Origin of the sequence: Reichenbachiella sp. (assembly GCF_039944555.1) — a bacterium.
Classification (GTDB): Bacteria; Bacteroidota; Bacteroidia; order Cytophagales; family Cyclobacteriaceae; genus Reichenbachiella.
Genome location: NZ_JBDUYN010000004.1, coordinates 315,435 through 329,600, shown reverse-complemented (window position 1 = coordinate 329,600; position 14,166 = coordinate 315,435). Strand labels below are relative to the sequence as shown.

Annotated in this window: 13 protein-coding genes; 5 read left to right on the top strand and 8 right to left on the bottom strand. The window is 39.2% G+C overall.

The genetic code is table 11. The features are described from left to right. Window positions 1-39: 39 nt before the first annotated feature. The 4 genes from ABJD64_RS02910 to ABJD64_RS02895 all read right to left on the bottom strand — a co-directional run bounded on the left by ABJD64_RS02910 (window position 40) and on the right by ABJD64_RS02895 (window position 7,049). Complete coding sequence (locus ABJD64_RS02910; protein ID WP_348177234.1) at window positions 40-4,230, bottom strand: PAS domain S-box protein; 4,191 nt, start codon at window positions 4,228-4,230, stop codon at window positions 40-42. A 57-nt stretch (window positions 4,231-4,287) separates the two neighbouring features. Further along, a complete protein-coding gene (locus ABJD64_RS02905) occupies window positions 4,288-6,225 on the bottom strand; it encodes a tetratricopeptide repeat-containing sensor histidine kinase (protein WP_348177232.1) in 1,938 nt (645 codons plus the stop codon). After that, window positions 6,225-6,590, bottom strand: coding sequence for a hypothetical protein (locus ABJD64_RS02900; protein ID WP_348177230.1), 366 nt, complete (start codon window positions 6,588-6,590; stop codon window positions 6,225-6,227). Before ABJD64_RS02900 ends, ABJD64_RS02905 begins: the two co-directional genes overlap by 1 nt. Window positions 6,591-6,773: 183 nt before the next feature. Next, window positions 6,774-7,049 (bottom strand): UBP-type zinc finger domain-containing protein, encoded by a 276-nt coding sequence (locus ABJD64_RS02895; RefSeq protein ID WP_348177228.1) that lies wholly within the window; start codon window positions 7,047-7,049, stop codon window positions 6,774-6,776. A gap of 377 nt (window positions 7,050-7,426) precedes the next feature. Between ABJD64_RS02895 and ABJD64_RS02890 the strand changes: the two genes are divergently transcribed. Continuing rightward, on the top strand, window positions 7,427-8,116 hold the full coding sequence (locus ABJD64_RS02890) for a DUF2461 domain-containing protein (RefSeq protein ID WP_348177226.1): 690 nt from the start codon (window positions 7,427-7,429) through the stop codon (window positions 8,114-8,116). Window positions 8,117-8,124: 8 nt separating this feature from the next. Here the strand turns inward: ABJD64_RS02890 and ABJD64_RS02885 are convergent, their stop codons facing one another. The 3 genes from ABJD64_RS02885 to ABJD64_RS02875 all read right to left on the bottom strand — a co-directional run bounded on the left by ABJD64_RS02885 (window position 8,125) and on the right by ABJD64_RS02875 (window position 10,093). Continuing rightward, window positions 8,125-8,616 (bottom strand): cupin domain-containing protein, encoded by a 492-nt coding sequence (locus ABJD64_RS02885; RefSeq protein ID WP_348177224.1) that lies wholly within the window; start codon window positions 8,614-8,616, stop codon window positions 8,125-8,127. Next, on the bottom strand, window positions 8,616-9,728 hold the full coding sequence (locus tag ABJD64_RS02880) for a DEAD/DEAH box helicase (protein WP_348177222.1): 1,113 nt from the start codon (window positions 9,726-9,728) through the stop codon (window positions 8,616-8,618). The genes ABJD64_RS02885 and ABJD64_RS02880 overlap by 1 nt, the downstream gene beginning before the upstream one ends. An 83-nt stretch (window positions 9,729-9,811) precedes the next feature. Continuing rightward, window positions 9,812-10,093 (bottom strand): DUF427 domain-containing protein, encoded by a 282-nt coding sequence (locus tag ABJD64_RS02875; protein ID WP_348177220.1) that lies wholly within the window; start codon window positions 10,091-10,093, stop codon window positions 9,812-9,814. A gap of 347 nt (window positions 10,094-10,440) precedes the next feature. Between ABJD64_RS02875 and ABJD64_RS02870 the strand changes: the two genes are divergently transcribed. Genes ABJD64_RS02870 through nth form a run of 3 tightly spaced genes read left to right on the top strand, consistent with a single transcriptional unit; the run spans window position 10,441 to window position 11,961 of the window. Continuing rightward, on the top strand, window positions 10,441-11,040 hold the full coding sequence (locus ABJD64_RS02870) for a sigma-70 family RNA polymerase sigma factor (RefSeq protein WP_348177218.1): 600 nt from the start codon (window positions 10,441-10,443) through the stop codon (window positions 11,038-11,040). Then, window positions 11,015-11,245, top strand: a complete 231-nt coding sequence (locus tag ABJD64_RS02865) for a hypothetical protein (RefSeq protein WP_348177216.1) — start codon at window positions 11,015-11,017, stop codon at window positions 11,243-11,245. The genes ABJD64_RS02870 and ABJD64_RS02865 overlap by 26 nt, the downstream gene beginning before the upstream one ends. A 53-nt stretch (window positions 11,246-11,298) precedes the next feature. Then, the gene (gene nth, locus ABJD64_RS02860; protein WP_348177214.1) at window positions 11,299-11,961 is read left to right on the top strand and encodes an endonuclease III; all 663 of its coding nucleotides are present in this window, start codon (window positions 11,299-11,301) and stop codon (window positions 11,959-11,961) included. Here nth and ABJD64_RS02855 read toward each other — a convergent pair. Further along, window positions 11,942-13,447: a hypothetical protein gene (locus tag ABJD64_RS02855; protein ID WP_348177212.1), complete on the bottom strand. Its 1,506-nt coding sequence runs from the start codon at window positions 13,445-13,447 to the stop codon at window positions 11,942-11,944. The genes nth and ABJD64_RS02855 overlap by 20 nt on opposite strands. A 338-nt stretch (window positions 13,448-13,785) precedes the next feature. On the opposite strand from ABJD64_RS02855, the gene ABJD64_RS02850 reads away from it, so the two are divergent. Beyond that, entirely contained in the window at window positions 13,786-14,151 is a 366-nt protein-coding gene (locus tag ABJD64_RS02850) for a hypothetical protein (RefSeq protein WP_348177210.1), read from the top strand. The last annotated feature ends 15 nt before the right edge of the window (window positions 14,152-14,166 follow it).

Below are 14,166 nucleotides of genomic sequence, written 5' to 3'. Positions count from 1 at the left end.
TATAAACCGCAAAAATACCTACTATTAGGTACACATCATTTAATGGGCAACATTGATCTTATTTCCTTCTATTTTTTCAATTTTTCTCCTAACCTCAGTGATAAAACTTTCAAGGCTATCATGTAAAAGGTCATTGTTGCTATCTAATGCTGCATCCTCCAAGATATCCGTTTGAGCAGCCAACTCACTTAACTCCAAACTCTCCAGGTTTGGTTTGATTTTGTGTAGGGTTTCAGCCAGATCATCAAACTGCTTAACTTCCAATTGACTGCCCAACTTACTTAATTCATGAGGGACGGTCTTTGTGATCGTTTTTATCAAGTCAATCACCTCACCCTCATTACCATCAGTAATCTGATACAGATATGGGTACATTCTTTGTAATTGATTAGTGGGTCCGTTGTCTGTCTCGGTAAGTTTGACTGCTTCAACATCTTTGCTATACTTGACTATGCTTGCATGCAGTTCCGGAATTTTGAGGGGTTTGCTTAGGTAGTCATTCATGCCAGCAGACATGACTTTTTCGAGAATATCAGAAGAGGTGAACGCACTCAATGCCACGATCGGAATCTCCTGAAAGTAGGGGTCATCCATTTTTCGAATGGTTTCGGCTGCAGTATACCCATCCATCTCCGGCATTTGTATATCCATGATGACCATATCATAGACTTTTCTTTTGATCTTTTCTATCGCAATTTGCCCGTCAAAAGCGAAGTCTACCTTGACTCCCCAGGATTCCAAAATCTTCTTGAGAATCATGCGATTACCAACATTGTCCTCAGCTGCAAGTACATATATGTCTTCGTCTGTGAGCTTTTTCAACTTCTTACTTTTAGTAGTCTTTTGCCGATCTTGTTGTTTACTGGCTTTTGATGACAATTCAAGATCAAAAAAGAATATGGATCCCTGATCATCCTCACTGTCCACATGGATTTTACTTCCCATCAGTTCGACTAGCCTTTTGGAAATGGCAAGTCCTAGTCCTGTTCCTCCGTATTTTCGTGCGGTGTCCTCTCTGCCCTGCTCAAAATCTTTAAATATATTTCCTTCATTGTGCCTCCCAATGCCTATACCGGTATCTTCTACCAAAATTCTCACCGTACATCTTTTATCATTTGCGGACAACAGAGCGGATTCTACCTTTACATACCCACTGTGAGTGAATTTTATGGCATTGCTAATAAGGTTGAGTATCACTTGTGAAATTCTCATGGCATCTCCTACAAATACTTCAGGAAGATGTTGATCATATTTTAAGACCAAATTCAAACCTTTTTCCTCAGCCTTGAGCTGCATTGATTTTTTAATATCAAATAGTAGCTCTTTGAGATTAAAATCTATGGACTCCAGCGCAATTTTACCAGCTTCAATTTTGCTGAAATCCAGTATGTCGCTAATCAAAGAAAGTAGGTTTTCACTGGAAAATTTCAGCAAATTGAGATCGTCCAACTGATTTTCCCTAGGATTTGATTGTAGCATCAAATTAGCTACACCGATAATGGCATTCATCGGTGTGCGGATTTCATGACTCATAGTGGCCAAAAATTGTTCTTTTGCCTTAGAAGCCTGTTCGGCCAGATCTTTGGCTTTGCTAAGTTCTTCGGCCTGCACTTTTTGAGTAGTAATATCTTCGGTAAACATCACTATGCCACCGACTTCACCTTTTGATTTCATCCAGGGCCTAATTTCCCACTTCAACCATTGCTCTTCACTTCCTTCTAGTTTGATTTTCTCGCCTTCGCTTTTATCTACTTTTCCTGACAGACTCTGTAAGAGTCTTGGCTCCCATTGTTTCTTCAAAGAAGGAGAAAGGCCTCCTAAAGATTGTCCCAGAATGTTCGATTCTTCCAATTGATAATCCTCGATCCATTTGGCACTCACTGCGAGATATTCAAGTTTCTCATTAAACATAGCGATGGCTGCTGGAGCCGAAAATACAAATGCCTTCAAAACTGTACTTTCAGATAGCAGCTGTTCTCTGAATTCATCTCTTTCAATAAGAAAACCAACCCATCTCGAAAAAAGACTCACAAACTCTATTTCCTGATTGGAAAATGGTGTTTCTCTTGGTTTGGGTGACGAAAACCCAACTGTACCTCTTTTTTCACCCTTTACATAGTATGAAGTCCCAATAAATGATTTTAGCTGCATTCCTTTATAGCACGGATGATTGCGAAATTCGTCTTCATTGGTTTTATCAATGGTAAGTGTTCCTGAATAATCAAATACAGTATCACAATAGGTTTCTTTCAAGTTGAACTGATCTCCACTTTTTATCTCTACACCCTGGACTTGGACTAGTGCGTCGTAGATGGTGTACGTCCCTTCCTTAATAATACTTACTGCTCCTATGTCAAGTTCCAAATAATTCAAAGTCACCTCCATCGCCTGTCTTATCTGCTTGCCTGCTTCCAGGGAGTTGTTGGTAATGATATCATTAAGCTTGTGCAAGCACTCCTTATGGTACTCGGATTTTTGTTTTTCTTTAATCTTGTTCGTAACGTCTCTTATTTCTATAGTGAGACCAACTACTTGATTCTGTTTATCATGAATAGGACTACAATGACCAACAAGTTCGTAAGTTTTTTCACTATGGCTTATGGAAAAAGCTCTTGACACCTTTTTCTTGTAAGCCAGGCCAATTGCCTTTTCAAAATCAGGATAAATCTTGTTAAGAATTTGGAAATTTATTTTGTCTCCAATCAACGGGACAAACCCAGCAAATTTTTTCATCCCCCAGGCATAGACTTTATTGAAGCTAAGATGCGTGCCATTATTATCTAAGATACACACGGCATGTTTTGAGTTTTGAATTAAGGACTCTAATTTGGCCTGTTTTCGAGCAATTTGCTCATCCTTCTTTTTTCGATCTGAAATGTCCCGTGCCGATATTTGAAAACTTGTAATTTCATTGTTTTCATCCCGAATGGCCTTTATAATTGACTCCATCCACAGGTATTCGCCATTTTTCTTTCTTATTCTTGAAGTAGCAAACCTCAGATCCTGTTCCTCCTCGTTTTCAATTCTTTTATGTTCAAGTAATCTGGAAGCATCTGCTGGGTGTGTGATATCGAAAGCATTAACACCTATAAGGTCCTCTACATCATAACCAAGAAGCTCCTTTACTGAAGATGAAACATAGAGATAATTGGTTTCTGTATCAACGAGTGAAATAAAATCTCGTGAATTTTCTGAGAGTAAGCGATATTGTCTTTCACTCTGACTTAGCTTGTCTCGAGCCTCACGTAATTCGGTAATATCTCTGGTGACCACGTAAGCATGTTCTACTCGATTTCCTTTATAGTCGACTTCTACGCTTTGCCCGACCCATTTGATACCGCTTTTGGTCAGTGCCTGAAATTCATAATAATCGGATCGAATCTTTCTCTTAAAGATCCCCAGATAATGTGAAATAACCTTATCCCGATGATCAGGAGCAACAATGTCCCAGAAGTATTTTTCATGTAGTTCGGCCTGACTAAATCCGGTGACCTGCATCATTGTTGAATTGACATAGGAGAATTGACCTTTTTTATTGAGTTCGAAAATCATATCTCCGACGCGCTCAAGTAGGCCGCTAAGCTTATCAGAGCCATCTTGGATTTGCTTTTCAGCACTATGTAACAGACGGTTTTCGTAATGGAGATTAAGCAGAGACTCTACTTGTTGTGAAAGCAATTTTAAGGACTCTCGTTGAGTGTCGCTCAGTTCTTTTGGCTCAGCACCTAAGACGCACAATGTGCCTATGGGAAGTTGATCTTCATCTTTGATACATATACCGGCATAAAACCTTATACTCAGTTCTCCCTTTGTCAGTGGATTATCACAAAATCTTTGATCAGCATTAGTATCCGGTACCTGCATGATTTCTCCCAGACCATTGATTGTATGCCCGCAAAAGGAAACATCGCGTGGGATTTCAGTTGCACTTAGACCATAGTGAGATTTAAACCAAACTCTGTCGTTGTCAATAAAACTTATACATGCGATGGGAACCTGGCAGATATTGGCCGCCAATTGGGTAATACGATCATATTCAGCTTCCGGCAAGGAATCAAGGATTCCCATATCACGTAAAGCATGAAGTCTCTTCTTTTCATTTTTCGGACGAGCGGGAGCGATCATTAAATATGCGGTAAACTCTGGATTAATCTTTAAATATAGAGTTTTTCCATCCAGCCTATTCAAAAACTCTTTGAACGTATTGTTTTGCTTGTTGAACGAGCCCATTTACTCGTTGAAAAGGTGCTTATCAGCTCAATTAATCCTGGCAAGGGAGCGAATGGTTTATGTCTCAGAACTAGGTGCGCTTTGGACTCTGTTTTTATTGATGAATAATGGCAAGTACACTTTAAAGGTAGTGCCTTTGCCTTCTTCGCTTGCTACTTCAGTCCTGCCATGATTCAACCCTACAAATTCATGCACAAGTGAAAGGCCAAGTCCAATTCCTTTCTCTCCTTTGGTCCCTCCCTGACTTCTGATACCCTTGAATGAAAACAAATCTTCAATTTTCTCTTGTGGTATTCCAATTCCAGAATCCTTTACAATAATAACCCCATGGTCATCTTCCCTTCTGATGTCAAGATTCACCAGACCACCTTCCGGTGTAAACTTGATTGCATTACTAAGTAAATTCCTGATAATAGTGGAGACACTATTTCTGTCTGCCTCAATAAAAAATTCTTGACCTTTCTCAGCCTCCAATTTAATCTTCTTAGCAGCAGCCAGGTTTGCCATAATATTTAGATTGGATTGACAAAGCTCATTCAAATCTATTTGTTCAGGGTGATATGGAATTTTCCCTTCTTGGCTCAAGGCCCATTCCAATAAGTTGTCCAACAGTACAGAGACCTCTCTGGCTGAAGTTTCCATCATGGTTCCCAGCTGTTTCAACCCTTTTGTGTCCTTACTTTCGGCCATGATATTGATCAGACCGGAAATCCCTTGAAAATTACTGACTGGTCCCCTGATATCATGTGAAATAATTGAGAAAAATCGATCCTTGGTCTTATTTACTTGATCTAGCTGATTGCGTTGAGCTGCAATGACACGCCTGCGTTTGCGTACAATCCGCACCGCTCTATCTTTAATTCTGTATATCTTCAAAAGAGCCAGAGTTAATACCAATAGCAGGGCTATAATAAACACCGCACTCCAACTGACTATCCTGTTCAATCTGGCCTGATCGGTCAGCAGGTCAACCTCGGTCTGTTTTTTGGCAACTTCATACTCGGTTCGAAGATCTGCCATTTTTCGAATGGTTTCTTCATTGTTTATACTATCTCTATAAACGACATACTGCTTGAGATGAGTATAAGCCTGATCAGAATTCCCTACTACTTTGTATAATTCAGAAAGTTTGAGACTGGCATCACGTATTTGTTCTTTCAGACCTTCTTCAATCCCTATAGCCAAACTATTTTCTGCATACTCTAGTGCTCTATTGAATTCACCACGTTCGACATAAATATCTGCCAGTGATGTCTGATAGACGGCTATCGGGTAATGATCACCAAACCTTTCAAGAATGGCAATGGCCTTATTCATATTCTCTTCTGCCAGTTCTGGCTTACCCTGCTGTGCATACACCAGACCGATGTTTCCAAGATTATATGCTGTACCAAGTGAATAATCCATTTTATCAAATATTTCACCAGACTCTTTGAACGCATTGCGAGCTAGGTCTAACTCTCCGCTCGACCTGAACAATTCACCAGCATTCATCAAAGTGGAAGCCAATTTTAAGGTATCCTTTTCCTGTCTAAAAATATCAATTGCTTTATTGAAATAGCGTCTGGAGTTTTCATAATTCCCTTCAGTCAGGTACACGTTACCTAGGTTGGAGTAGACAGTTGATACTCCGATAATTTCACCAACAGCATTATAAAATTCTGCCGCTTTTAAATAATTGGAAATGGCCAATGTCAAATTTCCCTTGAGCCGATGACCATCTCCAAGGTGCACATGACTTTGAGCAATTTTCATTTCTTGATTCAGGGCCTTACTAATGGTTAAGGCCTTCGTTCCATACTTAATGATTTGATCGGGGGAATTGGAATGGAAAGCTATTTCTGCAATCAAAGTAAGTTTTACCGAGTCTGAATGGTGACCGTTACTTAATACATTAATAAGGCTATCGGCCTTACGTTGGTCTTGGCCAAATCCCTTAAAGGAAAAAAAGCCTATGAAAACATAGGCTATCAAATTTTTGCAAAAATTATTCATCAGCCTCCAGGAGGTTTAATTCTTATGACTGGATCAATAGTCACTGGTTCCTTACTTCCGACTGCAATATAAGTAATACTATATTTTGAATCTCCAGACTCTTTGCAATCAATTTTGGCTATCCATTTACCCTCTTTCTCACGGGGCAATTTTTTAAAAATGTCCTCACCAGAATCAATTGTGATTGCCGAAATCGATTGGATTCCTTCACCAGCTTTCCAACCAATCTTTCCATTTGGAGTTACATTAGTTTCGAATTTCTCAACCTTCCCCGGCTCACTGCAATGGCCCTCGTTATCAGACAGCACAAGCTGCCCGTCTGCATCGCACGAAACCGTTACGATGGCGTTTTCTTTTACACTCATTATTCAATGTTTAAGATTATAAAAATAATTATCCCAAAGGGATGCCTTTGGCATAAACAGGTGGAACATTAATATTAATAAAAGCTTTCGGATTATGAAACACTATTAGATAAGCATTCAATGGATGGTAGATAAAAGACCATTAGGAATTTTAATATATGATTTAACCTGAATTGAATAGTATTATTTTGGCTTAAATTTCTTGTAAACGTTGTCACTGTAGCAGTAGGCCCAATACTCATTGCGTTCGGCAGAGGCAATAACGGCATGTCTTGTTTGTTCGTAATGTGCACGTGCATGCTTACCTTCAGAAGAATCACAACACAGTGTGACTCCACAAGCCTGGCACGTGCGTAGATGAACCCATTCAGTGCCAGTCTTGACACATTCTTCACAGACACCTGCGCCAGGCTTTAGATTGTTGAGTACATCAAGATGCGTACAAGTTTTTTGATTCATAAATAGATATCAATGGGCCACACATAATTTACAGAATATTTTTCAAAGGGTTATTTTAATTGAAATGCAACCATTCAAAAGTGATCCGGTCTTTTGGATGAACTATTTAAAATCTTATTTCCTATAGCCCAACAGAATTTGAAAGCGCTTTTAATGCATGTTGGGCTTATTTGTTCCTAATGTTTGAGTTGATTAAGCTCATTTACCCACGACCAATAAAGCACAAGATTGGAAGGGACACCACAAGGATTTAATAGCAGCCATTTCAAGCAATTGCCAAATCTAATTGGATAAAATAGAAGAAAAAGCTGATTAACTTAGACCCACTTATCCATTGTTTCGTATGGACTGGTGATTTTATTTAATACAATGTGATTATGCCCGATTCATCCCTACTGGTTCAACCTTTCAAGTTTTTAAACCGACTAAGAAAAAATAACAATCGAGAGTGGTTCAACAAAAACAAAGATGAGTACTTGGAAGCTCACAAGCATATCATTGAATTTGCAGAGCATCTCCTCGCTGAGCTCAATAAAACGGACATAATTGAAACGCCTACCGGGAAAAAAAGCCTCTATCGTATCTACCGGGATGTGCGCTTTTCAAAAGACAAAACTCCCTATAGCACTTATTTTGGCGGTGGTTTCAGGCGAGCCACAGAAGAAAGACGAGGAGGCTATTATTTCCATTTGGAACCAGACAATACTTACGTAGGTGGGGGGTTTTGGGGACCTAATTCTCAGGATATGATGCATATCAGAAAGCACTTGCAGCAGGAGCCGGACATGCTTAGAGAGATATTAGAAAGCAAGAAATTCAAAACAAACTTTGGTCAACTTCGTGGAGAACAACTCAAACGGGCACCCAAGGGATTTGATATTGACGATCCTGCCATAGACCTTTTAAGATATAAACAGTATTGGGTGCGTCATGAATTCAGTATGGAAGAAGTCCTCAACCAGGACTTTCATAAAACTATTGCCAAACAATTTCAAAATATGAGACCGTTCTTTGACTGCATGAGTGAAATTCTAACCACAGACCTGAATGGACAATCGGTTCTATAAATAGGATTTCAGGCTCTTGTAAGGCTCAAAATCAATTCTGTATGTTCGGGAAATCGGCTGATTAATTTGGTTTGTTTGGCCATTTCAAAATCTATGAAGTCAAATCCTGGAGCAACGGTACAGCCTACCAGCCCATATTTCCCAGTGATAGATACCTTAGAGGCAAACCAGCAATTGGCCGGCACTACCGCTTGGGGTACCTCTCCATTTTCCAAGTCGAGTCCCAACCGGATTTCCTTCAATTCCCCTGTTGGATAAATAATGAATATACTAACGGAATCACCTGCATAGAAGTGCCACATTTCATCCGACTTAATCCTATGAAAGGCCGAAAAATTGCCTTTAGTGAGTAAAAAATAGATTCCTGTAGATACATTCCGTTGATCTTGATAATCTGGAAATGACACCTGAGCCGAGGACCTATAAGTCTCCTTATAGTAGCCGCCTTCAGGATGTGGTTCCAGACCAAGATGATCAATCCAATAAGTCGCCGGCTTCATCAATCTTTAATTCGGGTCATTTTAATTTTTAGATTTTGTTCATAAAATCTAATGCGCATTACTTCAGCATCTGACACCAGGCAAAGTGACAATCCGTTGGCGCCAGCCCTTCCAGTTCGTCCACTCCTGTGAGTGAAATACTCAAGATGCTCGGGTACCTGATAGTGTACCACGTAAGCCAATCCTTTTACATCTATTCCTCGCGCAGCGACATCTGTGGAAACCAGAATTTGCAAGCTTTCATTTTTAAATGCTCGCATAACTTTGTCTCGCTCCTTTTGCTTCATGTCACCCTCAAGTGCATCTGTTGCTATGTTCTTGGATTGCAACTGTTTACTTAACGTTTTCGCGGCGGCCTTTGTATTGCAAAAAATCAAACCTCTGTTTTCACCTTGCGAACGAAGAAAAGAAAGTAATACTTTGACCTTGTCTTGGGGATTGCAAACCACATATTGGTATTCAATATTCTCATTTGCACCTTTCTTTTTTAGCTCAACCCGCTCCGCGTTCTGAGAAAGATAGGTACGAATCATTTTTTTCACACCTTCTGGCATGGTGGCTGAAAAAAGCCATTTATTGCTCGTGACGGCGGTCTTGTCCAAGATTCTATTGAGATCCTGCTTGAACCCCATACTGAGCATCTCATCCGCTTCATCCAGCACCACGGTTTGCACGCGGTCCAGTGACAAGGCTTTTCGCTGAAGTAAATCCACAAGGCGCCCTGGCGTAGCAACAAGAATTTGAGTTGGCCTTCTTAGCCTGTTTATTTGTTCTTCTATTTTCGCCCCCCCAAAAACAGCCTCGGTATATATCTTATCAGAATATTTGGTGAATTTAAACAGCTGCTTTGCAATTTGCTGACATAACTCACGTGTGGGAGCCAGGATTAAGGCCTGAATATTTTCTTCCTTTGAATCAACAAGTTCCAATAATGGCAATCCAAAAGCAGCAGTTTTTCCAGTGCCGGTCTGTGCCTGGCCAATAAAATCCGTCTGCCCCTGAACAAGCACCGGAATGGCCCTTTCCTGAATTTCCGATGGGGTCTTGATTCCCAATTCATTCAAACCTTTGACCAATGATTTAGAAATACCTAATGCTGAAAATGTAGACACTATGAGCTGTTTATTTTTGTGAGGTCACAAAGATAGACAGCCCAATTCATACCTCGCCGATAAAACGAGCTTATTCGGAATAGTTATTCTACTACTTCAACGCCTTTCCAGAAAGCCACATAACCTTCAATGTTTTTGGCCAAATCAGAAGCAGATGGATAGTACCAAGCTGCATCTGCATTGGTTTCTCCACCAACCTCTACAGAATAGTAGCTTGCTACTCCCTTCCAGGGACAAGTAGTATGTGTGGCACTTTCTTTGAAAAACTCTTTATTTATGGATGAAGAGGGGAAATAGTGATTGTTTTCAACAACAAGCGTGTCATCGCTTTCTGCTAATACTTGTCCGTTCCAGATTGCTTTCATGTTTCTATAATTATTTTTTTCGGTCACATGGAACCTCCATGACTTAATAGCTCTCCTGTGAATAGGTAGCCATTCATGTCGGTTTCATATTATTTTTTTGACTTTTGATATAAACTCCATTAGGGGTATTACAGTTCCATTATTGTCTTATTAATCGAAAGTACTCCTACTTTGATCGAATTTTATAGAAGTATATTTATAAAAAATAGAACTTTCATAAGATTTTTCTTTCATAAGTCGTCATGGTTTGAGTACATTTGAGATGCGCCTTTCTATTTTAACTCATTTCTTTAACCAAACACGACAATATGGATTAGACATGTACGTTAAACAAAAGTGTTAAACAGATGAATAATTTTGGTGTTAGTGATAGCTTATTAGTATCACATTACAAAAACGGTAGCGAAGAGGCATTTGAAGAGTTGGTGGCTCGGCATAAGTCTCGTGTTTTCACTACTATTTACTTGATTGTTAAAGATAAGTATGTTGCTGAGGATTTGCTTCAGGAAACATTTATCAAGGTAATTAAGACTGTCAAATCAGGTAAATACAATGAAGAGGGCAAATTTCTACCATGGGTGTTGCGCATTGCGCACAATTTGGCGATTGACTTCTTTAGAAAGGACAAGCGCTACCCAACGATTGTAATGGAAGATGGAAGCGGGGTATTTAATACGCTTGCTTTTGCGGAAGACTCTGTAGAGTCTGTCCAAATCAAACAAGATACTAATGCGTTATTAAAGAAGCTTGTACAAGAATTGCCCGAAGTACAAAAAGAAGTTTTAATAATGAGACACTATATGCAAATGAGTTTTCAAGACATTGCAGAGTCCACTGACGTCAGTATCAACACAGCCCTCGGTAGGATGAGATATGCCTTGATCAATTTGCGTAAAAAAATGCAAAAATTGAACATCGCCTATGATCACCACTTTTACCGAAAATGACCTTCTCCGATATATTTATGGAGAATCTACTGACAACGAAAAAACCGACATTGAAAACGCACTAGTCTGCGACTCTGAACTCGAAGCCAAATTTTTTGACCTGAAATTGGATAGCTCACTCCTTGATGGATTGTTTTTCGATCCAGCAGACTTCTGTCTGGACAAAATATTCAATTTTTCTTCAAATTATCCAGTTGGCTCTTAGTCAAGATTTGAAACAAGGTTAAACTATTGCAGCTCTTTTTGTAGATTCGAGTCATGAATAAAAAAGAGCGCTTTCAGTTATTTATAGATTACTTCAGTCGAGAAAACCCGGAAGCTGAAACTGAGCTTCATTATGAAAACCCTTATCAACTCATTGTAGCTGTAGCACTCAGCGCCCAATGTACAGATAAGCGTGTTAATATTGTGACTCCAGCCATTTTCGAGTCCTTCCCTACTCCGGAAACTCTTGCTGCTTCTAATTTTGATGAGCTCTTTCCTTACATTCGGAGCATTTCCTACCCAAATAATAAGACAAAGCATTTGCTCGGAATGGCTAAGATGCTGGTGGAAGAATTTAACTCCGAAGTTCCGGCCGATTTAAATGATCTCCAAAAATTACCTGGTGTAGGTCGAAAGACGGCTAACGTAATAGCATCTGTGGTATTTAATCAACCCACAATGGCAGTGGACACTCATGTATTCAGAGTATCAAAACGTCTTGGTTTGGTTACACAATCTGCTAAAACACCTCTGGAGGTTGAAAAACAACTCGTTAAGTACATTCCCGAAGAGCATATCCCAAAAGCACATCACTGGTTAATCTTGCACGGCAGATATGTTTGCATTGCTCGAAAACCGAAATGCTCAAGTTGCGCGATTACTCTTATGTGTCGTTACTACGAGAAAAATTACCTCACTAAGAAACTGTCACCTTAGCCTTACCCACTGTTTTCAACACGATCTCCCATAGATGTTCATAGGGTATGATTTCAAAATCAGAGAACGGAGGGTACTCCATTTTCTCTCTCATTTTCTCATGATACTTATTAGTTTTGATTCGTGTTTTCTCAACGTTAAATCCAAACGTTTTTAACATTTTGAGCATTTTATAAAATTGCTTTTCACGAGGGTTTTTACCGGGCTCATTAAGGTACTTAAAGAAGTAATTCTCTACTTCATCAAGCTTATTGATTGCCAAATCGATCCTGTCCTTATTTATATGGTGAATGAATTCCAGAAGAGGTAAAGTAAAGTAATAGCCTTTGGATTCGATATAATAATAATCTGCCGCTTCATACACATCCGAGAAACGAACTCGTTTGAGCATATCCTTATTAGGAGTAGCAAAATTGAGATAGATTCTAAACACCTTCCACCTACTCATAGTGCTCTCAGCAGCTCTCGAATAATTCGGATTTCTTAACACGTCCTCCAGAACAGATTTGGCATGCTTATAGTCCTGATTGTGCATGGCCAGAAGAAAATCTGTTTCAGAATGATCAAACCATCGCTCTGTGGACTTATCAATAAACTTATAGCCAGCTTTGGCCTCTTTGTACCCCTCTTTATATTTCTCAGCAGCAAGTAGAGCTCTGCTTGCTAGATAACTGTTATAGCCGAGGTCAAACCTTCTAACATCAACCTTAGCCATATCCACAACTTTGGCTGCTCCCTGAGTAAATTTGTACAAGCCCGGATAATCCTGATTCAGTAAAAACAGCCAGACTTTTAATTGGTAAGAATTTAGAAAAATATTAATCGACTGAGTTGATTTCCATGATTTATCAGTTAGACTGATGGCTTCTTTTAAATGATCATGACAAGTATTTCTTGAATGTATTGATTTAGACATCAACATTCTGATTCTCAAAAATAGATCCTGGTTCTTTCTTTCTTCCAGGTCAAGCTTTCTAAGGTCATTTATCTTTTTAGTTGCAATATCAAAATCAGTCGGCTTGCATTCATAAGATAATATATCACTTTTCAGTTCGTAAGCCGCGAGCAGAGCTGAGGTGATTTGATTTTCTTCTGCTAATGTTATGCACTTATTGAGTTGCTTTTCCGACATCGCATACTCACCCAATTTATAGAGGATATGAGCTTTGTGTACATATTCTTCGCATTCTAACTCCACCTGGGTGGTATGATCAAATCCAGGATCATCAAAATTGATATGATAAAGTAAGTCGTAAAGTTTATGCCTCAGCCTTGACTTAAGCATTCTAAATCGCTGGTCATAAATATCAGATCCGTACATCCCTTGGGCGGCACTTTCATCTGTAGGAAAATCGCCTCGTAAAACGCCGTTATAAAGTAGTTGTTCTTTTCCAGGATTTTCAACGTCACCAGTCAGGTTAATTACATCGAAATTGCTTTTTAGACCATGGGTGACCAGGTCGACTAGTTTATTAATCTCTTTCATGCTGCATTACGTTTACCATTGGCAAGTTCAACTAAAGACGCGGCTGCTGACACCTCGTCTCAATTGATTCTACCAAAATGGATATTATTTTTCTCAATATGCAATATAAAATATTGCGCTCTGATTTCCACGCATTTCAGATTAAATGCCCCATTGGGTAGATTTACCTCCGTTTAGTCAGTAATAATTCAAAACCTGAAAAATGAATAGGGTTCTTTGATAGATTAAAATTAATTTAATATTTAAATTAGTCTCCCAATTACAATATACTCGTCAGTGGCGGTCAAATAATTGGCATATTTTATTAACCAGCTACAAGAAACAGAACGCTAGTACGCATGAAAAAATTCAAATCCATTTTCTACGGCATATACATTTTTTATTTTGTCTTTTCTGCCTTCATTGCGTTCTACTATGAAAAAATCGTTCTTCATTGGGATTGGGATTGGATAAACACCTGGACCGGATTAATACGATTTGTTCTGCAGATGGGTGCTATTGGATCCATCCTATTTATCACTGAAATAATTGTCGAAAATATTCATCTGGCAGCAAAAAGAAGAAAAATAAAGACATTGGAAAATGAAATCACCGACCTTAAAGCCAAACTATACGACAAAGCCAACAGCAAAGAAACATCATTGCAAGCTGAAACCCAGATAGAAAAGCCAACTGACACCCCGCAACAACCCAAGGAAGAATAGTTCTAAATCAATTCA

Excerpts from the sequence above, each read along its gene's own strand:
- ABJD64_RS02910 (WP_348177234.1), bottom strand. The coding sequence starts at position 4,230 with ATGGGCTCGTTCAACAAGCAAAACAATACGTTCAAAGAGTTTTTGAAT.
- ABJD64_RS02905 (WP_348177232.1), bottom strand. The coding sequence starts at position 6,225 with ATGAATAATTTTTGCAAAAATTTGATAGCCTATGTTTTCATAGGCTTT.
- ABJD64_RS02900 (WP_348177230.1), bottom strand. The coding sequence starts at position 6,590 with ATGAGTGTAAAAGAAAACGCCATCGTAACGGTTTCGTGCGATGCAGAC.
- ABJD64_RS02895 (WP_348177228.1), bottom strand. The coding sequence starts at position 7,049 with ATGAATCAAAAAACTTGTACGCATCTTGATGTACTCAACAATCTAAAG.
- ABJD64_RS02890 (WP_348177226.1), top strand. The coding sequence starts at position 7,427 with ATGCCCGATTCATCCCTACTGGTTCAACCTTTCAAGTTTTTAAACCGA.
- ABJD64_RS02885 (WP_348177224.1), bottom strand. The coding sequence starts at position 8,616 with ATGAAGCCGGCGACTTATTGGATTGATCATCTTGGTCTGGAACCACAT.
- ABJD64_RS02875 (WP_348177220.1), bottom strand. The coding sequence starts at position 10,093 with ATGAAAGCAATCTGGAACGGACAAGTATTAGCAGAAAGCGATGACACG.
- ABJD64_RS02870 (WP_348177218.1), top strand. The coding sequence starts at position 10,441 with ATGAATAATTTTGGTGTTAGTGATAGCTTATTAGTATCACATTACAAA.
- ABJD64_RS02865 (WP_348177216.1), top strand. The coding sequence starts at position 11,015 with ATGATCACCACTTTTACCGAAAATGACCTTCTCCGATATATTTATGGA.
- nth (WP_348177214.1), top strand. The coding sequence starts at position 11,299 with ATGAATAAAAAAGAGCGCTTTCAGTTATTTATAGATTACTTCAGTCGA.
- ABJD64_RS02855 (WP_348177212.1), bottom strand. The coding sequence starts at position 13,447 with ATGAAAGAGATTAATAAACTAGTCGACCTGGTCACCCATGGTCTAAAA.
- ABJD64_RS02850 (WP_348177210.1), top strand. The coding sequence starts at position 13,786 with ATGAAAAAATTCAAATCCATTTTCTACGGCATATACATTTTTTATTTT.